This window comes from Amycolatopsis sp. lyj-109, assembly GCF_046548995.1.
In the GTDB taxonomy this organism is placed as follows: Bacteria; Actinomycetota; Actinomycetes; order Mycobacteriales; family Pseudonocardiaceae; genus Amycolatopsis.
Genome location: NZ_JAJPWR010000007.1, coordinates 345,592 through 365,274, shown reverse-complemented (window position 1 = coordinate 365,274; position 19,683 = coordinate 345,592). Strand labels below are relative to the sequence as shown.

Below are 19,683 nucleotides of genomic sequence, written 5' to 3'. Positions count from 1 at the left end.
GTCGGTAGCCGCGTTACCACATGCTGTGAGTTTCACCTAATCCGGTGAGGCATTTCCGTGATCGAACCCGGCGAGCCTCCGTCCGATCTGTTACTCCTGTGACTAACGTGATTCGTGGTGGAAGGATCGGGGGAGGTGACGGGAGATGCCCAGCTCCGTGATCATCGTCGCGCTCGCCGCGGCATGGCTCGTCGTGCTCGTGCCCATGGTCGCGCGACGGCGACAGCAGGTCGCGAGAACGACCGACTCGGCGCTCGCGGCCAGGGTCGTGCGCAGTGGACGCAACGAAGACCGGGAGGAATTCGCCATGTCCGACGATTCCGGGAAGTCCCGGCCTTCGGTGGAGGACGACCTCGCTGAGCTGGAGGCCGATCTCGAACTCGACGACGACCTCGAGGAACCGGAGCCCGAGCCGCTCCCGCAGCCGGCCCGCGGCTCGCGAGCCGAACGCGACCGGCCCGGCTACCGGCCCGGCCGAGGTGGCTTCGATCCTGAAGCCGCCGAGATCGCGGCCCGCGCCAAGTACGGCTTCCGGCAGCGCATCGTCGTCGTCCTGCTGGTGATCGCGGTGATCACCGGGGTCGTCGCCGGCGTCGTCTACCCGCTGGCCTGGTGGGGCCACGGCGCGATCGACGTCGTGCTCGTCGGGTACCTGGTGTACCTGCGCCGCCAGGTGCGCATCGAGGAGGAGATCCGGCAGCGCCGGCTCGCCCGGTTCAACAGCACTCGCGCGCCCCGGCGTCCTTCCGCGCCTCCCGCGGTGGAGGAAGAGGACCGCACGGAAGCACCGGAAGCCGAGGACGTCGAGGTCGTCGAGCCGGTCCGCCGCGAGGTGGTCGAGCGCCGGCCGTCCCCGACATCCCGCGTCCGCCGCAGCGCGGTCGTCGTCGACCTCGACGACGAGGACCCGGCGTTCGAAGAGCTCGACGAGCCCGGGACCGGCCCGTACCGCCGCGCGGTCGGGGAGTGACCCCCTGCGTGGGGTGCTCGTAGGGCACTGCTAAGCTCTACGAGCACAACCAAGGGGCTGTAGCGCAGTTGGTAGCGCGTCTCGTTCGCATCGAGAAGGTCAGGGGTTCGATTCCCCTCAGCTCCACCCTAGGAGTCTTACTGGAACAAGTGCCTGAATGAAGGCCGCGCAGTAGGACCGCGACGCCTGACGGCGAGCCAGGACCACCCGCATCGCGGGTGGTCCTTTTGGTTGTGCCCTCCGCGCCGGTTCTGCGGCCCGCTGACCTTGGATGGCGTGGAGTTCGCCGAAGGGCTCACGGAGTTCGCCGTCTGTGATCTTGTCGTCCTCGATGTAGATGGTGTGGAAGATCGCTTGGTTGAGTAGGCAGCGCTGTTGGTCGTTGCAGCGTTGATACAGCTGGTCGGGCTGTTCGAGGAGGGCAAGGCCGGCGTTGACGAGCTGGGCGCTGTCGGTGAGGTCGGCGTTGGCTGTTTCCAGGCGCTCCTCCAGTCGGCGGCGCTCGCGTGCGATGTCGCGCAGCTTCTCCTTGACCTTGGTCCGAGGCAGCGTGCTGTCGGCGGCGAGGTCGATCAAGTTCTCCTCCTTCGTGTCAAGTTCCTTGAGCTGTGCCGTGATCTGCTTGCGCAGAACGCCCGGATCCGCGGCTCGAACGCATCCGCCACCGACCCCCGCGCCGCCCGCTCATACTTCGGCGGCCCGTCCGATCTCAACGCCGCCCAGACCGTGTTCCGCGCGATCCCCAGCCGCCGGGCGATCTCCTTGATCGGCACGCCCTCGGCCCGATGCAACCGGCGGATCTCCGCCCAGTCCTCCACGTTCAGCACCCTCCTACCTCAGAGGGGTCAACTTTCGGAGGACTCCCGGGGGTCAGTTTTCACGAAGCGACGACAGACCGGGCGTGGTTGCTCGAACACGGGCGGCTGAGCGCGAGCAGGGGCAAGGCCGTGGTCGCCGCCGTCAACCAGCTGTGCAAGCAACTCCGCCCCGCACGCCCGCACGCTGGTCGACGCGTTCGCCATCCCGGAGCAGTTCCTGGCCGCGCCGATGGTGACCGAACAGTGAAGGCGGTCAGGGTCAACGGACGGCGAGGCCCTCCACCGGGGCCGGGGGCGCCGGGATGTGGAAGAGGTCGACGAACCGGTCCAGCAGGGTGAGGTCGCCGCTCGCCCGCAGGATCCCGGCCTCGATCGCCGCCAGCGGGCTCAGCCTGCCGCTCAGCAGCGGCTGGATCGAGCCGACCGACTCGATGACGAGGTCGGCCCCGGGAAGGGCGCCCTCGGCGACCTTGAGCGCGCCGTCGTCCACGAAGGCGTGCACGATCAGGTTGCCATAGCGGATCTCGAAGCTGACGTTGACGCCCGCCGCGTGCTCCGGCCGGAACGTCGTGTACAGCGAAAGGATCGCGGAGTCCATGGTGAACAGGTCGTCCGGCGCGGGGTCGAGCAGTGCCCTCGCGCCCCACAGCCCTAGCTGCAACAGCACCGGTTCCAGCTCACGGCCGTACTCGGTGAGTTCGTAGACCACGGCCGCGTCCAATTGCGGCAGCACGCGCCGCCGGAGCACGCCTGCCTTTTCCAGTTCGTTGAGCCTGCCGGAAAGCATGCTCGGTGGCAGCTTCGGCAGGGTCTGCCGCAGGTCCGAGTATCGCTTCGGGCCGAGCAACAGGTCTCGCACGACGAGCAGCGACCATCGCTCGCCGACGAGCTCGAGGGCGCGGGCGAGGCCACAGAATTGCCCGTAGGTTCGACCGGTCATGATGTGCGTCCCTTCTACGCCGGTGTGGGCGGAGTAGGTGTTGTTGTTTGCGTTCGAAAGCTGGTCTGTGCGCGTGGCCCCTTCAGCGGTGCGACTGGTCCGAGAGCAGGACGTGGTGCAGCTCCTGGAGCTCGTTACACGGCTCGAGGCCGAGCTCGCCGCTCAGCCTTGCCCGGAACTGCCGGTAGAGGTCCAGCGCCTCGATCCGCCTGCCGCTGAGGTTGAGCACCCGCATCAGTTGGCCGTTGAGGCCCTCGTCAAGGGGGTTGGCGGCGATCAGCGACCGCAACTCGCCAATCAGGTCGTGGTACATGCCCGCCTCGATCTCGGCATGGATGCGCAGGCGCTGCGTGTTTCGTCGCTGTTCCTCCAGATCGGTCGCATACACCGAGAGCACAGGGCCGCATGTCACGTTGGCCAGCGGCGGCCCGCCCCACAGGTCCAGTGCCTTGCGCAGGACGATGGCGGCTTCGGCGTAGTGCTGCCGGTCGAACAGCGCCCTGCCCTCCCTGGCCAGCCGCTGGAACACGGCGACGTCGACCTGGCCAGGGTCGACGCGCAGCAGATAGCCGGGTGCCCTGGTCACGATGATCTGGTCGCCGTCGCTGGCGAATCCGTTGGCTTCGATGTACCTGCGCAGTTGCCAGACGTGTGTCTGCATGGTGGTCCGGCCGCCGCGGGGCGGGTCGCCTGCCCACAGCTCCTTGATGATCAGGTCACCCTGCACGACCTTGCCGGGACGCATGAGCAGCATCGCCAGCACCTGGAGCACCTTCGGTGCCGTCGGCGCGTGGTCCTCGCCGTCCTTGCGGACCTCCAAGGGGCCGAGCAGGGTGAAGTGCGGCCCACCGTTGGGCTGGCCGGCGAACCCGGCCGCGGCGTCGTCAAATCGGTCCCATAACGCCAGGTCGGAATCCAACATACGTGGCTCCCATCGGTGACTTCCGTCGCTGGTTGACGTCCACCCAGTTGTATGTCGATCCAAGCGACGGTCGATTCCTGAACACTGGCAGATCGATCGTGGCCGCGGCAGTGCACCGGCCACGAATACCGATTTGAATCCGGCCCGCCGCACCTATGGTCAACGCATATGCGGTTCATGGATTGTGCACTGGTGATATCGGCGACACGAAACCAGAATTTCTCGCACAGCACTGACTTTCCCGAACCACTAGGAGTCTGTTGGTTAGTCACGTGCTGCACAATACTGAGGGTAGTGATGACTAATCGGGTCCAGCAAAGTACGCAAGATGGCAGCAAATACTACTCCGAACAGTCCAGCAATGTCTACTCCATCGATCTACAAATAGACGAATTCGACCAGTGGAGCAACCCTCGCCGGTTGCGGCTGGGTCCGACCGGTTGGACCAAGGCCGAGGCGTGTGAGGAAGCTGCTGATGGACCACGGTGCCGATAGAGCGCAGTTGATCGGGTTCAAGCGCAACTACGAGCCGAGATCAGCCCCGAGGATGGCGCGTTCCTGTTCTCCGAACGAGGCGTAACGGCGCTGCGCGGAGCACGGGTAGGCGCCGTGGTCGCCCTGCTCGACGGCACCAAGGACATCGCGGCCGTGCTGCGGGCCAGGCCGGGGAAGATGGAGGCCGAGCAGACCATCAGGGTGCTGGAGCGGCTGGTGCAGGCGGGCCTCGTCGTGCTTCGCACGCCGGGTGCGACCAGCACCAGCGAGCCCGCGCTCGCGTTCTGGGACGCCTGCGACGTCGACCCCGGCGGTTCCGCGGCCCGGCCTGCCGCCAGCGCCGTCGGCCTGCTCGCCGTGAGCGAGGCGGTCGAGACCACCGCGGCGGCGGAGGCGCTGCGGGCGGCCGGATTGCCGGTGATCACCGGCACCGGCCCCCGCCCCGCCGGCGGGACCGAGTTGACCGTGGTGCTCTGCGACGACTACCTGCAACCCGGGCTGGCCGAGATCGACGCGGCACACCGGGCGGCGCGCACCCCGTGGCTGCTCGCGAAGCCGATCGGCGCACAAGTATGGCTGGGCCCGGTCTTCCAGCCGGGCGAGTCGGCGTGCTGGCACTGCCTCGCCACGCGCCTGTGGGGGCACCGGCACGCCGAGGCATGCGTGCAGTCGATGCTCGGTCACGAGGGACCCGCCGCCCGGCCCCCGGTCTCCCTGCCGCCCCTGGTCGCCACCGCGGCCAATCTCGTGGCGCTGGAGGCCAGCAAGTGGCTGGCTGGCTACCGGCACCACGGCCAGCGATGCGTGTGGACGTTCGACAGCCTCGACCTGCGGGGCAGGATCCACGAGCTGCGGGCGCGACCGCAGTGCGCCGAGTGCGGTGACACCTCCCTGGTCGCCGCGCAGGCGCGCAGGCCGGTTCGGCTACGCCCGGTGCGCAAGGTCTCGGGTTCCGGCGGCGAGCATCGCGCGCTGACCCCGGAACAGGTCCGCGAGCGGTACCAGTACCTGGTCAGCCCGGTGACCGGGGTGATCAAGGAGATCAGGCAGGACTCCAGGGGACCCGCCCTAGAGCTGTGGTCGCCAGGCCCGGCATGACTAACGCCCCAGTCGCTCGCATGATCCGGGGGGTGGTGTCACCGGGTCTGGTGGCATCGAGGGACCGCTGATAGGGACACCCCCCCAGCGGTCAATCGCGTGCGCACTGCCCGTGCCACCGGCTGGGTACCACTGACTTGTCTGGTCCTTGACCCCTCTTTGACGTGCGTGAGAACAGGTGGGGTCATGCTAGCTCCCAGACGAGGTTGACGGCGCGATTCGTCGACACAGACGTCGGAAACAATGACGAGCCGGAACGTCGCCGCACCTCGCGCGGCGCTCCGGTAGGTCGTGGCCGGGGCAGACCACGACGCGAACTGGGGCCGAGCCGCCCGGTCAGGGACGTGCGGTGACTCGGAAGCGAGTGAGAGGCCGCGAGTGAGCAGGGACCACAGCAGGTAGGACATTTTTATCTCCAGGGGTACGGACTGTGCCGGAAATGCTGGAGTCCATTGGGGAGTCGAGTGGATCCGGCGGTTGCGGATCGTTCTCGAGGACCGGAGGAGAGACCTATGCAACTTGCCGTCCAGCAAGCAATTTCGGCGATGCGCGATCGTTACTTCGACCCCATCACCCTCGGCCAGATAGCGGCTGAGGTGTTCGTCAGCCCCTTTCATCTCTCCAGGGTGTTCGCGGAGCTGACGGGCGTGACGCCGGGCCGTTACCTGACCGCCGTCCGGTTGTTCGAGGCCAAGCGGCTGCTGCTGACCACCGATCTCACCGTGGCCGACGTCGTGTGCAGCGTCGGCTACAACAGCGTCGGCACGTTCACCAGCCGGTTCACCAAGGCGGTCGGCATGACCCCCACCCAGTACCGCAGCCCGGAGGTACGCGAGTTGCTGCTCGCCGTAAGCCCCGACTTCCACCGGGTGCCCCCGGCCGAGGCACTGCCCGGCGCGAACGGGCTGCCCGTGCAGGGCGCGGCGTCGGTGTCCGCCACGGTCGACCTGCCTGCCGAGGCCGCACCGGCCAACGTGCTGGTCGGCCTGTTCGCCGAGCGCATCCCGCAGTGCGGGCCCGTGGCGTACGCCGCGCAGGCCGGTGTCGGCTCGACCAGGCTGACCATCTCGGACGTGCCGCCAGGGCGGTGGACCGTGCTCGCGGTCGCCGAGGGCGCGCACGGCGGGGGCGCGGAGAGCATCTACCTCGGCACGGTTCGGCAGCCGGTCGCCGTGTCGCCGGGTGGCGCCACCAGGGTGCACCTGCGGTTGCGCGACCTGCAACCGACCGATCCGCCCATCGCGATCACGCTGGCCTCCGACACCTTCCCACACGGTATGAGCCGCGATCTGGCCCGTCCCGAGCTGCGGGTTGCGGCCTGACCAGGGGAGCGATGATGGCGACGACGTTCGGCGCCCTGCGCCGCAGGTTCTTGGCCCCCTCGCTGGCCGATGTGAGCTTCGCCGGCCGCGTCCTGACCTGAGGATTGAGTTGCCGATCGAGGGCGGCTTCGGTCTCGCTGGGCGGCCCGGCTCCGGACGCGTGGGCGGTGTGCCGACGTCCGCATCCGGAAGTGGAGCAGCATCCGTCGGCGAGAGGCGAAGAAAGGAGCCGAACATGAATATCCCGGACTGCGGAAACGGGGAAGACCATTGCCTACCGGGAGTTCCTCGGCGAGCAGCAGGCCGCGTTGCGGCAGCGGCCCTGCCGTGAGCCGCCGGTCATCTACCACGAACGGGGCGAGCAGCGTGCCTGCCGACACGGAGACGAGGGAGCTGCTGGTCGGGGATGCCCACGTGTTCAGCCCCGCCACGTTCCGGGACGCCAGGGAGTGCTCGTCGTGACCTACCAGGAGCCGGTGATGATGCACACGACCGGGCACCGGTTCCCGGTCGTGCAGACCGGGCACAGCCGCTCGCGTCGCGACTACGTCATCGAGGAGGACCTCGCCGTGTCGCCGCTGGACCCGGAACTGGGCCTGCCGATCGAGAATCCGCCCACCGTGTCCGAACGCGATCAGTCGGCGCCTTCCCTCGCCGAGGCGCTGGACCGGGGCCTGCTTCCCGACTACGAGACGAGCATCGCACTGGAAGCGACGTTATGAACGCGCGTACGTGGACCGTGTGCAACGAACGGGCGATCTACCGCAGCCCGTGGGTCGATCTCGCACTGTCCGAGGTGGAGCTTCCCACCGGGGTCACGTGCGAGCACCATCTGGTCAGGGTGCCGCCCTCGGTTGCCGTCGCGGTGACCGAGGCGGACCGGGTGTTGATGCTGTGGCGGCACCGGTATATAACCGACACGTGGAGGGTTGGCGACCGCACCGGCTCTCCGAGCTGTCGTATGTCCAGCCGATGGCCGGTATCGCCAATGCGGAGCATTTCGTGCTCCGTGGCCACGGGGCCAGCTATGTCGGTCCGCCAGTCGACTGCCACGAGTCCCAGCACATCGCCTGGGTTCCGTTGGCCGAGGCGGAAGAGCTGCTCGAACGAAGGCGGATCGTCGCGGCAGCCTCGGTGGCGGGAGTGCAGCGGCTCCTGCTCGCCAGCCGAGCATAGCTGCGGGTGATGCCACCGTTGCTTTTGGACTTGCGTGCGGTCATCGGAGCGACCGGCGACTTCGGCAGGTGCCGACGATCAGCAGAGGCGCCCCACCCCTGTGCGAGCTGTGCTGCTCGGAACGAGGTCGGCTCCATCCACGAGTACGGGTCCGCGCCCTTCGGCACCACGATCGACGAGACGACGCAGCCCGGCCGACCCCGGACGCGCCGGACAACCCCGCAAAGGCCATCCAGGTGCTTGCAGAACCACGAGTTCACCCCAGGATGAACGGGGGAGTGTGCACTCGAAGAGAGGACGACCTCCGATAGGCGGCCGTACCGTCGTTCTCGTGGACCTCCGCACTGTGACCGTGCTCGGCGCAGGCACGATCGGCACGTCGATCGTGCCTGCGCCGAGCCGCAGCGGTGTGCGCGTCCGGCTGGCCGACCCGACGCCGACGCGCTCGCCGCCGCGGTGAGTCGCGGCGCGGGCGTTCCGCTCACCCCGGGGGCGGGAGCCCGCCGATGTCGTCGTGCCTACGTTCCAGGGCATCCCGTGGTCGCCGGGGACCTTGGTGATCCGGCGACTGTCGATGCGGGACTGGCGGGCCATGAAGCGGACGCACTGAGGCATCACCCGCAAGATCATCGGCGAGGTTCCCGGGCAAGCACCAACCGGTTCGACATGGGGTCGGAACGGTCTACGAACTGGTGGATCGCGGGGGCCTTCAGTCCCTCCAGTCGACGTCGGCGCCGCAGAGCTCGGGGATGAATATTTCTACAAGCGATTATTGATTGGGACTGGAGGACTAATGATGGGGAGTCGGAACTCCGACGTAGTCTTCGTCAGGTGGCCCGCGCAGGCGGACCTGCGGAACCGCTATCAGCTTGAGGGGAGACCTCGATTACTTGTCGTAGAAGGAGGCGCGGTACCGCCGGTCAGCAACGATCCGATTGAAGATTGGGCTCGCCAGCCGATATCTCGGGTTGACCTGGATGCGAGGGTCAATGCCTTGCAGAACCGGTTCGACAGCCGCCGGGCGCCGAGGATCGACTCAGCGGGAACTCTAATTTTCGGAAGTCACTCGATCACGATCTCGACCACTCAGGCCCACCTCATGGCCCTGCTCGTCGAACGCTTCGGCGAGGTAGTGTACCGCAACGAGCTCACGAACTATTTGGCAACGCAGGTAACGACCCTTACAAGGAACTCGCTCGACCTGCATATTATGCGGCTCCGCCGAAGACTTCAGTCGATCGATCTGTCGATCCGCACCGCGTGGGGCCGAGGATACATCCTGGAGGCTATGCGCTCCTGAAGCAAAGCCTCTGGTGCGGACTTCTCGTTGGATCACGTGATCGCGATCGCTGCCACGTGCGCATCGCCGATACGGCCAGCTTCGACCACGCGGCACTGTGCCCGCTCATCACCCGAAGCACGCCGGGGAGCACTGTCGGCTGGCTGCCGACCGCTCGCAATGCTCAACTGTTGCTGGTTAGCAGTCGAACCAAGGTGCTGCCGACAGGTGTGTCCGGGTTGGCGAGGTCGAACGGCAGGTCGAAGTGATTTCGGTGCGCGAGGACCATTTCCTCGACGGCGATTCCGTTCGCACGTAGGGCAGCGACGTAGTTGTCGTGCTGACGGGCGTACTCCGGTGTCTCGAGTCCGCCACGGGCGACGGTGATCGGTGGCGCCTTGACTGGGGTGTGCTGGATGGGGCTGTTGCGGCGAGCCGATTCCTCCGTGAGGCTCAGTGCATCGTTGACGTAACTGTGCCGGACTGGGTCGAGGTCGTAGATGCCGCTGAGCAGTGTGGCTGAGCCGAACACTTCGGCTGGTGTCCGCCCGTCGGGCAGCCAGCCGTCGGTTAGGGCCATGGCGACCAGGTGCGCACCCGCTGAGCTGCCGCTGAGGTGGATCCGGCCCGGCGCGATGCCATAGGTGTCCGCGTTGTCCACCAGCCACAGCAGGCCACGGCGCACCATTGCCACAATCACGTCGAGGTCGTAGTTCGGTGCGAGACCGTAGCCCAGGGCAGCGAAGGCCGCGCCAGCGTGCAAGGCGGCAGGCGCGGCGAAGCTGGACTCGTTCTTGCTGAGCTGCTGCCAGTTGCCGCCGTGCACGTAGACCAGCAGTGTGTTGCTGTCGTAATGCGGAAAGAGGTCAAGCTGCTCGACATCGGAATACCCATAGTGCACGGTATGATGCCGGTATGTGGCTCGGGCGCCTGCGCTACGTGTGGCGTACTCGTGTAGGTAGTACTCGATGTCGGTAATGCACGAGCTGGGCGAGTACTGTTGGTCCAAGTCGCCCCAGATGGTCGTCATTATCATAACCCCCAACTAGTACGGTATCACACGCTAACATTTGTCTTGGCAACGTTTCGACTGCTTAACAGAATTCTGAAAGACCGATCTAAAGCATCTTTCAAAGACATTTCGTAGGTGTGGTCGGTGTCGTGGCGCACGTGTAGCGTCTGGTGCCGTCAGCATGCGGCCAGCTGTGGGCGAAGCGTCGTGGAAACTGCAAGTGAGGAGCGTACGCGGATGAGCTTGTCCGGCAGAACTGTAGTCGTGACCGGCGCCGGTTCGGGGATCGGCCGTGCGACGTGTGCAAGGTTGTGCCGGGCAGGCGCGCGGGTAGGCGCGATCGGTCGGCGCAAGGAACCACTGCTGGCTCTGCGCGATGACCTCAGCGACGAGCCCGGTGACGTGGTAGCGCTGCCCGCCGACGTCGGTTCGGCAGCCGAGGTCGAGCACGCGGTACGGACTCTGACGGATCGGTGCGGTCCGGTGAGCGGAGTCGTCAACAATGCCGGCCTGGCGCGCTTCGCGCCGATCGAGTTTTCCTCGCCGTCCGATCTGGACGACATGTTCGCGGTGCACCTCCGTGGACCGGTGAACGTGCTGCGGGCCTGCTTACCGGAACTGCGTAAGCATCGTGGCGCGGTGGTGAACGTGTCGTCGGTCGGTGGCCTTCTGGCGATGCCGAACCGATCCCTCTACGGCGCGACGAAGGCCGCTGTGAACAGCCTGACCCGGTCGTGGGCACGGGAGCTGGCGCCACAGGTCCGGGTGAACGCGATCCTGCCCGGCCCGGTCGACACGCCGATGTACGACGACCTGGGGCTTACCGGTCCACAGACCCAGACCCTCCGTGCGGACTTGCTGGCATCGACCCCGTTGGAGAGGTTCGGCGAACCCGATGAGATCGCCCGGTGGGTCACCCTGCTCCTCGATGACGACACGTCGGGGTGGGTCACCGGTGTGCTCTTCCCGGTCGACGGCGGCCGGACCAGTTGATCCGGCTGCATGCCAGGTGACGGGCACGTTCTTTCGTGATCAGGCCTGGCTCTAGCGCACGGTGGACTGCCACTCCATCAGCGAACGCGGCCAGCGCTACCGCCGCAGTCTCCGCTTTACTGGTACGGCCGTCACCGCGTGCGCATCTGTGGAATCTGATTTGTCAAGTTTATTCCTGTTTGCCCTGTTTCACCGAGACGATCGGCAGCAAAGGTCGCGGTCGCCGGGACACCGATGTCGCGTGGCGTGCTCCCCGATCGTGTGGGAACGTCGATCAGCCGTCCCAACAGGCTGTCGAGGGCGGTCTGCCCCTCGTCGACGGCGGCTCGCTCGTCGTCGTTGAGGGGTGTGTCAGTTGATCTGACACTCCCGAGTCGGATGAGTCGAGAGGTTCAAGTCCGGTTCTGTGAGAGCCGGGCGGTGCGATCCCGCCCCGGCTACTCACCAGCTTCTCGTCGGACCGAAGACCGAGGCCGAGGTGATCCCTTCGGCTGCCGTTGTAGCGAGGCGGTGTCGATCATGCGAAGGTCGTCGCTCCCCACTCGGTGGCGGGGACGTTACGGACGTGCTCGGTGAACTCCCACAGGTGGTTCTCGTGGTCGAGGGCGAGGTACTGCCGTAGGCCCCAGGGTTTGTCGCGGGGTTCGTGGAGGGTTTGGGCGCCCTCGGCGCGCGCGTGGGCGTAGTGCTTGTCGACGTCATCGACCCAGACGATCAGCTGAGCAACGGCTGGCACACCGGTGGGCGGGATGGTGAGCCGCTCGCCGACCTTGGCGAGCATGACGACGCCAGCACCGGTGTGTAGGTCGGCGTGGCAGACAGTGCCGTCGACGGTTTGGCGGAGTAGTTCGCGGAAGCCGAAGACCCGGGCGAGCCAGGCTACGGCGGCCGGTACGTCGGTGTAGCCAAGTTCGACGACTACTCCGGGGAATCCAGCGTCGGGGTTGTACACCGGCCCCTCCGGGGCTAGGAAGGGGTGACGGCCCCTGGCCGACACCTTGGGCCCAGCAAGTCAGCTGGGAGTCGCAGGCACGTGGCCGCGGATGGAGTAGGGGTCGAGTACGTCGTCGGGGTGACTCTCGATGGAGAGCTTGGTGCCAAGGCCGAGTTGTTCGGCGGCTTGTAGGATGACATCCAGGGCGAGGTGATCTTCGAAGGCGACGCCGTTGGAGTCGAAAACGGTGAGGTTTCCGCGATATTGAGCCCACTTGTCGGGGTGGGCGCACAGGGGGCCAGTGATAGGCCGATTTCGTCCTCGGTCTTGCCGGCAATCCCCTTGAACCGTAGAGACGTGAACTTTGTGGATCTTTCCTTTGGGTTCGCTCTCGGTCCGCTTGCTGTTGGGCGCACGCCCGCAGGAGGGGTCAAGGCTGGCCGGAGGCCACCCGGAGGGCTTGGCCTTGACCCCGGCGAGGACGACGCCCATGCTTGCGCGGCGAGGGGCGAGCCGAACTCGGAGCCCGGCGCGGGGGTGTTTCATGCCGCCTGTGCGCTGGCGCCGGGCGGGGTGAGGGCGGCCAGGGCGCGCAGTGCGACCTTGTCTGCCTTACCTACCGGCGTGCGGGGCAGTTCGGAGACGGACACGAGCTTGTCCGGGATCTTGTAGGTCGCGAGACCGCGACCTCGCAGGAATACCTTCAGGGCTTGGAGCTCGACGCTCTCGTCTCGCAGTACGACGAATGCGTAGGTGCGCTCACCCAGTACTGGGTCCTCGACCCCCACGACCGCCGCGTCCCGGACGCCGGGATGCGCCATGAGCTGTTCCTCCACCTCCTCGACCGGAACCTTGTCGCCAGACCGGTTGATCACGTCCTTGAGCCGGCCGACGACGACGATGTTGCCGTCCGACCTACGTCGCACCAGGTCCCCGGTCCGGAAGAACCCATCCGACGTGAAGGAGTCGGCGTTCTCCTGTTCGGCACGGTAGTAGCCGCGTATGGTGTACGGACCTCGCGCCAGTAGCTCACCTTCGACGTTGTCCGGTACGTCGTGGCCGGCGTCGTCTACAACCCGGATTTCGTCGTCGGGAGCCATTGGACGGCCCTCGGTGTTGAACCTCACCTCATCCGGGTCGTCAAGCCGAGTGTAGGTGAGGAGCCCTTCGCCGACACCGAACCACTGACTCAGGTCGCAGTTCAGGAACTTGCGCGCTTCCTCGGCCTGCGCTGGTGTCAGCTTGGAACTGCCGATCTGCAAGTGGACGCCGGAAAGGTCGACAGGCGTCCGCTGCGCGTAGTCGATCCAAAGCCGCACGGTTCCCGGTACCAACGTCGTGAGCGTGACCTGCTCCGCACGGATGAGCCCGATTAGCTCCGCCAGCCGAGAAGTCGGGGCGAGTACGACCTTGCCACCGACGAGCAGCGTTCCGAACAGCCCAGGGCAACCGAGCGCGGCGTTGTGGGCGACCGGGTTCACGGCTAGGTACGTCGACGTGCTGTCGACCCGGAGCGCGTCCACGGTAGCCAGCATGTTGTACGCGTAGTCGTTGTGCGTGCGGGGGATCAGTTTCGGTCGACCAGTCGTCCCGCCGGAGAGCAGAAAGAAAGCCGGCTCGGACGGATCGACCTGCGAATACCGCGTCTCCGGCGCGCTGTCGGCGAGCTCGTTCGCAATCAGCACCTGCTCGACCCCTGGGACGTCTTGCTGCACCTCTTGGGCGAGTTGCCGGTAGTCGAAGCCTCGGAACTCGCTCATCACGATCAGTGCGACGGCGCCGGACTGCGAGGCCAGGTGAACGAGCTCGTGCTTGCGATGCCCCGGCAGAGCCAGCACCGGAATGGCACCCAGCCGGAACAACGCGAAAACCACGGTCGCGAACTCCGGCACGTTCGGCAACTGCACGACGACCCGATCGAGCGGGCCGATCCCACGAGCTACGAACTGCCGGGCTACGAGGTCGGAGCGGGTTGCGAGGTCCGCGTACGTGAGCCGCTGCTCGCCGTACACGACAGCCACCTTGGTGGCATGTTCGGCGCAGGCCGCCTCCAGGAGCTCGCCCAGTGATCGCCCTTGCCAGTAACCCTGGCGGCGATACTGCTCGGCGAGTTCGTCGGGCCAGGAAACGCAGCCTTCGAGCATCTCGGCTCCCGATCAGACTAGATATCGAACTGAGGATCAGCGGTACGACAGGCCAACGGTCTTCACCATCTGGCATCCGCCGCCGTCAGGCAATCGTGCTGACAGAGACGCGACAGGAGCCCCGTGCGGGTTTGGTTCGGCGCTGTCCTGTCTCTGTCAGTTCGATGGTCGTCATCGGCCTGGGCTTCTAGGGTCCGTAGCAGGTGCGGTGTCCCTTCCATGAGTCGGCTGATCCAAGGAGTTGACCTTGTCCACGGTTCCGGAGTTGTTCGAGTCGACTGTTGCCCGCTTCCCCGACCAGCCCGCGGTCATCTTCGGTGACATCAGTTTGAGTTACACCGAGCTGAACACCCACGCGAACCAGCTGGCCAGGCGCTTGGTGGCCCTGGGAGTCGGGCCGGATTCCTTGGTGGCGGTCGCCATACCGCGCTCGGACGAGCTGATCATCGTGCTGCTGGCCGTGCTGAAGGCCGGCGGCGCGTACCTTCCGCTGGACCCGACCTACCCTGATGATCGGCTGGCGCACATCATCGACGACGCGAGCCCCGTCCTGGTGATCCGGTCGAGCCAGGTTCCCTGCCTGAGTGGCGAGGTGGCCGACTACGTGATAGACGACCCCGACCTGCAGGAGGACATCCAAGGTGAGGCGACCGGCGACCTGACTGACGCTGAGCGGCTGTCTCCGTTGTACACATCCCATTTGATGTACGTGATCTACACGTCAGGCTCCACTGGTACGCCGAAGGGCGTGGCGGTGACTCATGCAGGTACGGGCGATATGCTCGCAACTCACGCGCACCGAATCGGTCCGGGCCCTGGTGACCGGGTGCTGCAGTGGGCGTCGATCAGCTTCGACGCCGCATTTTGGGACATCACCCTTGCGCTTCTGTCCGGAGCCGCGCTGGTCATGGTGTCCTCAGACGACGTCCTGCCGGGAGATCCGTTGCGGGAAACCCTGCTGAAGCACCGGATCACCCACGCGACCTTGCCGCCGGTGGCCTTGAGTGCCACTGACGCCGATGGCGTTCTGCTAGGCGGCACGGTGATGTCGACGGGCGATACCTGTACGCCGACCTTGGTCCGCAAGTGGGCACCCGGTCGACGGCTCTTCAACGGTTACGGTCCGACCGAGGTGACTGTCGGCTCCACCCTCAGCGGACCGGTCGACCCGGCTGTCGACGAGATCACCATCGGGACGCCTTGGCTCGGCGAGACCGTCCAGGTGCTCGACGAGCGCATGCAAGAAGTTGCCGACGGCGCCGAAGGGGAGCTGTACCTGTCCGGGCCCGGGCTGGCCCGCGGTTATCTCAACCGTCCGAGCCTCACTGCCACCCGTTTTGTCGCCGATCCACAGGGAGCACCCGGCAGCCGGATGTACCGCTCCGGCGACCGCGGCTCGCGTCGGACTGATGGAGAGATCCTTTTCTCGGGTCGCGCCGATGCCCAGGTGAAGGTTCGTGGCTTCCGGGTCGAGCTTGCCGAGGTCGAGGCAGCCTTGGCCGGTCACGCCGCGGTCAAACTCGCCGTCGCTGCGGTGGAAGGGGAACTGGCAGACGCCCGTGTGGTTGCGTACGTGACGACGTCGCCGGGGGCGGAAGTGACCGAGTCGGAGCTGCGCCACCATGTCCGCCGTATGTTGCCGGAATTCATGGTGCCGTCGACAGTCACCCTGCTCGACCAACTTCCGACGACGCACAACGGAAAGATCGACCGGAAGGCGTTGCGACCGCGCCCCGCCGAGCCCCCTGCCGAACAGCTCAGCTGGCAGGAGGGTATGCCGTACGCCGATGTGCTGTGCGCGATCGTCGCCGAGCTCCTGGGCCTGCCGGTGGTCACCCCGGATCAGAACTTCTTCGAGATCGGTGGGCACTCTGTGCTGGCGACGAAGCTGGCCGCCCGGATCCGGCAGGACCTCGGCATCAAGATCCCGATCCGCTCACTCTTCGAGGCCGGCAGTATCTCGGAGTTGGCGCTAGTGGTGGAGAGAGCCGTCTGACCGGCGACTGAGACGGCCCGCTCACCGGAAGCTGACGGGCAAACTACTGTAGCCGAACAGGAAGTTCGAGTAGATCCGCGAGGGCGTGCCATCCAGCTCGATTGAACGCACCGACTCCGCGAGCGAGGACAACAGAGCCCGCAGTTCCGCCCGGCCCAGAAACGCACCGACGCAGAAGTGGGGCCCGTGGCCGAAGGTGAGGTGCTTGTTGGACTTGCGTGCCAGGTCCAAGGTTCGCGGATCGGGAAACACTGTCTCGTCGTCGTTGGCCGAGGTGTTCCACAAAGTGACGATGTCCCCGGCCCGGATCTTCTGACCGGCGATCTCCAGGTCGGTGAGCGCGGTCCGGGCAAAGTGCATAGCGGGCGTGACCCAGCGCAGCACCTCCTCGACCGCGTCGTCGAGGGAGGCGACGCCGGCCCGCAGCGCGGCCCACTGCCCAGGGTTCTCGGCCAGCGCTTTGACCGCTCCGATCGCTGACATCCGGGACGATTCATCGCCGCCCAGGATGAGGCTGTAGCAGTTCAGGGCGACCTCCTCCTCGCTGAGCAGCTCGCCGTCGACCTGGGTGCTCGCGATCATGGTGATGACGTCATCGCCGGGGTTCTCCCGGCGGTGCTTGGCGAGATCCATGAAGTAGGAAACGATGTCGTTGCGGGCGATCAGCGAGTCGAGGTCGTCAACCTCCTCGCTGTCCGCGGACAGCGCCAGCTTGTTCCACCTAAGCAGCTCGGCGCGGTCGCCGTCGGGGATCGACAGGAGATCGCAGATCGTCGTCATCGGGATGTGCTCGGCGACCTCGGCGGCGAAGTCGAACGTGCCCACATCGACCACGCTGGCGACCAGACTCCGGGTGCGTTGCTCGACCCGCTTGACCACCGGTCCGAGGACCTTGGGGGAGAACGCCCGCAGCATCAGGTTCCGCAACTGCTGGTGGCGGGGGCGATCGGTGACGGCGAGCATCTTGCCGCTTGCGGAGTCGTTGCCGTGCAGCAGTACGTCGAGCACGGTGCCGCGCGCCGAGCTCAGGAATTTGGCGTTGCGGTACGCCGCCTGTATGTCGCTGAACCTGGTGACCACCCAGAATCCCGGCAGATCGCCGGGGGAGTCGTGCCAGTAGATGGGATGCTGCGGCCGAATCACCTGCCAATAGTCACGGGGTTCGTGCCGGACGAACGTCGCCGGATCCGTGAGATCGAGAAACTCGCCAGCACCCACCTGCGTCTCCTTCAGCCGGACCTTTGCGCGGACAGCAATTGCCAGCGTGACTAGGCGACTCGTCGAGTCCGGAGTGTCTTGCGTAGTTCCTTCACCGGTGACTGAGAGACGAAAGATTCAAGCCCGGCCACCCGCAGAGGTGCAAGGCTCTGATAGAGCATGTCTGCTTGAACGTTAGGTGGAGGTCATGACTCCTACCGGGGACCGAGGTTGGCTACGGCGGTCGCACGTCATCCCGCGGCCGGCGATCCGACTCGTCTGCTTTCCGCACGCCGGTGGTGCGGCCGCGAGCTATGCCGGCTTTGCGAACGAGCTGCCCGCCCAGGCCGAACTGGTGGTGGCCCAGTACCCGGGTCGTGGCGACAGGTTCGCCGAACCCGCCGTGGAGGATGTCCGGCGGATGGCGTCGTCCGTGAGCGCGGAACTCCTGACTCTCGAGCCCCACGCCCCGCTGCTGTTGTTCGGGCACAGTTTCGGTGCTTTGGTGGCCTACGAGACCGCGCTCGCGTTGCAGCGCAGCGGAGTACGGCCGGTGCAACTCGTCATCTCGGCGTCGCCTCCGCCACGGCTGGCCGGTGGGGGGAAAACCCATCTCCATGACGACGACGAACTGTGGTCGATCGTCTGCGGCTACGGTGGAGTCGAGCCGGAGATTGCCGCCGACGCCGACTTGCGTGAGGTTCTGCTGCCGATTCTGCGCTCGGACATCAGGGCCAACGAGCTCTACGAACCGCCGGTGAACCCACCTTCGCTCGACTGTCCGGTGATCTGTTACCACGGCATCGGCGATCCACTCGTGAACGAGTCCGAGCTGGTTGAGTGGGGCGAAGTCACCGCTGGGTCATTCTCCGTACGTCGTCGCGCGGGTGGGCACTTCCACGTCTTCTCAGCAGTCGATGACCTGCTCGAGGACGTCTTCGCCGACGTAGCGATCGATGGTCTGCGGCGACGGGCGGTGTCGTGAGCATCGCCGAGCGCTCCGTCATCGATCATCGGTGCAGCTATCCGTGGTGCGTGGCCGCATGACTTCATCCGCCTGGCAGCAGTGTCTCGACCTGACAGTGACCGCGCAACTGACCATGAGTTGGGGACCGAAACGATGAGCCATCCGCCTATTGCCACAGCGATTCCGTCGTCGTCGCTGCACCAGATCTTTCGTGCCGCCGACGCCCGCGCGCTGGCCACCGGGTCACCGGTGACCAGGCTTCACGTCGGAGAGCCGTACTTCGCCTCCCCTCCCGAGGTCGCCGAGGCGATCGCGGAAGCTCAGCGGGCCGGCCGGACGTCGTACACCGATGTCGAAGGTCTTCCGGAACTGCGGCGCGCGTTGAGTGCGAAGCTGGAACGGGAGAACCGCATCGACGCGCCGATCTCGCGGATCTTCGTTACGCCGGGTTCCTGTCAAGGACTGCAGGCGCTGTTGCTGTCGCTGGCCGAACCGGGGACCGAGATCCTGCTTCCTGAGCTGCACTGGCCGATCCATGTGCAGCAGAGCCTGCTCGCGGGTCTGCGCCCGGTGTTCTACTCACTCGACGACAGGTACTTCCCGGACCTCGAATCGATCGCCGAGAAGTCGGGACCCAACACCCGGATCCTTCTGGTGAACTCGCCGGCCAATCCCACCGGCGCGGTACTGGACGCGGACCGGATAGAGGGTCTGCTCACCCTCGCGCGCGATCGTGGATGGCACGTGATCAGCGACGAGGCATACGAGCACTTCGTGTACGAGGGCGACCATCTGTCCCTGGCGGCAAGTGAACGCCAACTGCCCGTGGAGAAGCGGATTGTGCACAGCGTCTTCACGTTCTCCAAGAGCCTGGCGATGACGGGCTACCGGCTCGGCTACGTCGTGCCGGCGACGGAGGAGGCAGCCGCCGGGCTGAGGGTGGTGCAAGAGGCCGGCATCATCGCTCCGCCGACACCGGTGCAGTACGGCGGAATCGCGGCGCTGCAGATGCCCGATGTTGCACAGGCGAACCGCAAGTTGGTGCAGCAGAACAGAGACACCGTGTTACCCGCACTTCGAGACGCCGGCCTGATCCGCGAGCTACCATCCGGCGGGTGGTACGCGATGGTGGATGTCAGCAGCACCGGTCTGGGAGCAGAGGCCTTCTCAGCGCAGTTGCTCGCGGAACGTAGTGTGGCCGTTGTTCCCGGCTCGGGGTTCGGGTTACGTCCGCAGCTTGATGACCGAGGCGCTCTGGTGGCGATGGACACCGATTCCCATGCGGACAACCTTGTGCGGATCGCCTTCTGCGTGGATCCAGAGATTCTCAAGTCGGGTGTGGATGCACTTCTTGCCTTCGTTGACGAGCGGAAGGCGCGGTGACTTCATGAGCTGCTGCTCCAGGTGATGTCACACCAAG

General features: G+C 66.2%; 19 protein-coding genes, 1 tRNA gene and 2 pseudogenes. 13 read left to right on the top strand and 9 right to left on the bottom strand.

Going from position 1 to position 19,683, the window contains the following annotated elements:
* Positions 1 to 145 precede the first annotated feature (145 nt).
* A complete protein-coding gene (glpR, locus tag ACLJQF_RS18665) occupies positions 146 to 970 on the top strand; it encodes a gephyrin-like molybdotransferase receptor GlpR (protein ID WP_410610214.1) in 825 nt (274 codons plus the stop codon).
* 53 nt (positions 971 to 1,023) lie between these two features.
* Positions 1,024 to 1,096 (top strand) — tRNA-Ala (locus ACLJQF_RS18660).
* Here the strand turns inward: ACLJQF_RS18660 and ACLJQF_RS18655 are convergent.
* Positions 1,088 to 1,546, bottom strand: coding sequence for a hypothetical protein (locus ACLJQF_RS18655; protein WP_410610212.1), 459 nt, complete (start codon positions 1,544 to 1,546; stop codon positions 1,088 to 1,090). The two genes, ACLJQF_RS18660 and ACLJQF_RS18655, sit on opposite strands and share 9 nt — an antisense overlap.
* Before the next feature lie 59 nt (positions 1,547 to 1,605).
* Positions 1,606 to 1,797: pseudogene (locus tag ACLJQF_RS18650) on the bottom strand (helix-turn-helix domain-containing protein); the annotation flags it as partial.
* A gap of 66 nt (positions 1,798 to 1,863) precedes the next feature.
* On the opposite strand from ACLJQF_RS18650, the pseudogene ACLJQF_RS18645 reads away from it, so the two are divergent.
* Positions 1,864 to 2,035 (top strand): annotated as a pseudogene (locus ACLJQF_RS18645) (acyl-CoA dehydrogenase); the annotation flags it as partial.
* Positions 2,036 to 2,047: 12 nt separating this feature from the next.
* On the opposite strand, the gene ACLJQF_RS18640 reads toward ACLJQF_RS18645, so the two are convergent.
* A complete protein-coding gene (locus ACLJQF_RS18640; RefSeq protein WP_410610210.1) occupies positions 2,048 to 2,728 on the bottom strand; it encodes a winged helix-turn-helix transcriptional regulator in 681 nt (226 codons plus the stop codon).
* An 82-nt stretch (positions 2,729 to 2,810) separates the two neighbouring features.
* A complete protein-coding gene (locus ACLJQF_RS18635) occupies positions 2,811 to 3,650 on the bottom strand; it encodes an AfsR/SARP family transcriptional regulator (RefSeq protein WP_410610209.1) in 840 nt (279 codons plus the stop codon).
* A 609-nt stretch (positions 3,651 to 4,259) separates the two neighbouring features.
* Between ACLJQF_RS18635 and ACLJQF_RS18630 the strand changes: the two genes are divergently transcribed.
* The 6 genes from ACLJQF_RS18630 (at position 4,260) to ACLJQF_RS18605 (ending at position 9,041) form a co-directional block, all read left to right on the top strand.
* Positions 4,260 to 5,243 (top strand): TOMM precursor leader peptide-binding protein, encoded by a 984-nt coding sequence (locus ACLJQF_RS18630; protein WP_410610207.1) that lies wholly within the window; start codon positions 4,260 to 4,262, stop codon positions 5,241 to 5,243.
* A gap of 545 nt (positions 5,244 to 5,788) precedes the next feature.
* Positions 5,789 to 6,565 carry a helix-turn-helix transcriptional regulator gene (locus ACLJQF_RS18625; protein ID WP_410610205.1) on the top strand — a complete coding sequence of 259 codons (777 nt, stop codon included), beginning with the start codon at positions 5,789 to 5,791 and terminating at the stop codon, positions 6,563 to 6,565.
* Positions 6,566 to 7,023: 458 nt separating this feature from the next.
* On the top strand, positions 7,024 to 7,287 hold the full coding sequence (locus ACLJQF_RS18620) for a hypothetical protein (protein ID WP_410610204.1): 264 nt from the start codon (positions 7,024 to 7,026) through the stop codon (positions 7,285 to 7,287).
* Between the two features lie 199 nt (positions 7,288 to 7,486).
* Positions 7,487 to 7,741, top strand: coding sequence for a hypothetical protein (locus tag ACLJQF_RS18615; RefSeq protein WP_410610203.1), 255 nt, complete (start codon positions 7,487 to 7,489; stop codon positions 7,739 to 7,741).
* Positions 7,742 to 8,072: 331 nt separating this feature from the next.
* Positions 8,073 to 8,201 (top strand): 3-hydroxyacyl-CoA dehydrogenase NAD-binding domain-containing protein, encoded by a 129-nt coding sequence (locus ACLJQF_RS18610; protein WP_410610201.1) that lies wholly within the window; start codon positions 8,073 to 8,075, stop codon positions 8,199 to 8,201.
* A 333-nt stretch (positions 8,202 to 8,534) separates the two neighbouring features.
* Positions 8,535 to 9,041: a helix-turn-helix domain-containing protein gene (locus tag ACLJQF_RS18605; protein WP_410610199.1), complete on the top strand. Its 507-nt coding sequence runs from the start codon at positions 8,535 to 8,537 to the stop codon at positions 9,039 to 9,041.
* 163 nt (positions 9,042 to 9,204) lie between these two features.
* On the opposite strand, the gene ACLJQF_RS18600 is transcribed toward ACLJQF_RS18605, so the two are convergent.
* The gene (locus tag ACLJQF_RS18600) at positions 9,205 to 10,050 is read right to left on the bottom strand and encodes an alpha/beta hydrolase (RefSeq protein WP_410610196.1); all 846 of its coding nucleotides are present in this window, start codon (positions 10,048 to 10,050) and stop codon (positions 9,205 to 9,207) included.
* Between the two features lie 219 nt (positions 10,051 to 10,269).
* On the opposite strand from ACLJQF_RS18600, the gene ACLJQF_RS18595 reads away from it, so the two are divergent.
* Complete coding sequence (locus tag ACLJQF_RS18595) at positions 10,270 to 11,025, top strand: SDR family NAD(P)-dependent oxidoreductase (RefSeq protein WP_410610195.1); 756 nt, start codon at positions 10,270 to 10,272, stop codon at positions 11,023 to 11,025.
* On the opposite strand, the gene ACLJQF_RS18590 is transcribed toward ACLJQF_RS18595, so the two are convergent.
* The 3 genes from ACLJQF_RS18590 to ACLJQF_RS18580 form a co-directional block, all read right to left on the bottom strand.
* Complete coding sequence (locus ACLJQF_RS18590; protein ID WP_410610350.1) at positions 10,982 to 11,185, bottom strand: TetR family transcriptional regulator C-terminal domain-containing protein; 204 nt, start codon at positions 11,183 to 11,185, stop codon at positions 10,982 to 10,984. The genes ACLJQF_RS18595 and ACLJQF_RS18590 overlap by 44 nt on opposite strands.
* A gap of 357 nt (positions 11,186 to 11,542) precedes the next feature.
* Positions 11,543 to 11,977 carry a VOC family protein gene (locus tag ACLJQF_RS18585; protein ID WP_410610194.1) on the bottom strand — a complete coding sequence of 145 codons (435 nt, stop codon included), beginning with the start codon at positions 11,975 to 11,977 and terminating at the stop codon, positions 11,543 to 11,545.
* 524 nt (positions 11,978 to 12,501) lie between these two features.
* Entirely contained in the window at positions 12,502 to 14,103 is a 1,602-nt protein-coding gene (locus tag ACLJQF_RS18580) for a (2,3-dihydroxybenzoyl)adenylate synthase (protein ID WP_410610193.1), read from the bottom strand.
* Positions 14,104 to 14,350: 247 nt separating this feature from the next.
* On the opposite strand from ACLJQF_RS18580, the gene ACLJQF_RS18575 reads away from it, so the two are divergent.
* Positions 14,351 to 16,099, top strand: a complete 1,749-nt coding sequence (locus tag ACLJQF_RS18575; protein WP_410610191.1) for a non-ribosomal peptide synthetase — start codon at positions 14,351 to 14,353, stop codon at positions 16,097 to 16,099.
* Positions 16,100 to 16,120: 21 nt separating this feature from the next.
* Here the strand turns inward: ACLJQF_RS18575 and ACLJQF_RS18570 are convergent, their stop codons facing one another.
* The gene (locus tag ACLJQF_RS18570) at positions 16,121 to 17,317 is read right to left on the bottom strand and encodes a cytochrome P450 (RefSeq protein WP_410610189.1); all 1,197 of its coding nucleotides are present in this window, start codon (positions 17,315 to 17,317) and stop codon (positions 16,121 to 16,123) included.
* A gap of 187 nt (positions 17,318 to 17,504) precedes the next feature.
* Between ACLJQF_RS18570 and ACLJQF_RS18565 the strand changes: the two genes are divergently transcribed.
* On the top strand, positions 17,505 to 18,281 hold the full coding sequence (locus tag ACLJQF_RS18565; protein WP_410610188.1) for a thioesterase II family protein: 777 nt from the start codon (positions 17,505 to 17,507) through the stop codon (positions 18,279 to 18,281).
* Between the two features lie 135 nt (positions 18,282 to 18,416).
* The gene (locus ACLJQF_RS18560) at positions 18,417 to 19,646 is read left to right on the top strand and encodes a pyridoxal phosphate-dependent aminotransferase (protein WP_410610186.1); all 1,230 of its coding nucleotides are present in this window, start codon (positions 18,417 to 18,419) and stop codon (positions 19,644 to 19,646) included.
* Positions 19,647 to 19,683 lie beyond the last annotated feature (37 nt).

Coding starts and splice junctions, on each gene's coding strand:
- ACLJQF_RS18565 (WP_410610188.1), top strand. CDS start 17,505: ATGACTCCTACCGGGGACCGAGGTTGGCTACGGCGGTCGCACGTCATC.
- ACLJQF_RS18560 (WP_410610186.1), top strand. CDS start 18,417: ATGAGCCATCCGCCTATTGCCACAGCGATTCCGTCGTCGTCGCTGCAC.
- ACLJQF_RS18580 (WP_410610193.1), bottom strand. CDS start 14,103: ATGCTCGAAGGCTGCGTTTCCTGGCCCGACGAACTCGCCGAGCAGTAT.
- ACLJQF_RS18640 (WP_410610210.1), bottom strand. CDS start 2,728: ATGACCGGTCGAACCTACGGGCAATTCTGTGGCCTCGCCCGCGCCCTC.
- ACLJQF_RS18595 (WP_410610195.1), top strand. CDS start 10,270: ATGAGCTTGTCCGGCAGAACTGTAGTCGTGACCGGCGCCGGTTCGGGG.
- ACLJQF_RS18605 (WP_410610199.1), top strand. CDS start 8,535: ATGATGGGGAGTCGGAACTCCGACGTAGTCTTCGTCAGGTGGCCCGCG.
- ACLJQF_RS18600 (WP_410610196.1), bottom strand. CDS start 10,050: ATGACGACCATCTGGGGCGACTTGGACCAACAGTACTCGCCCAGCTCG.
- ACLJQF_RS18625 (WP_410610205.1), top strand. CDS start 5,789: ATGCGCGATCGTTACTTCGACCCCATCACCCTCGGCCAGATAGCGGCT.
- ACLJQF_RS18635 (WP_410610209.1), bottom strand. CDS start 3,650: ATGTTGGATTCCGACCTGGCGTTATGGGACCGATTTGACGACGCCGCG.
- glpR (WP_410610214.1), top strand. CDS start 146: ATGCCCAGCTCCGTGATCATCGTCGCGCTCGCCGCGGCATGGCTCGTC.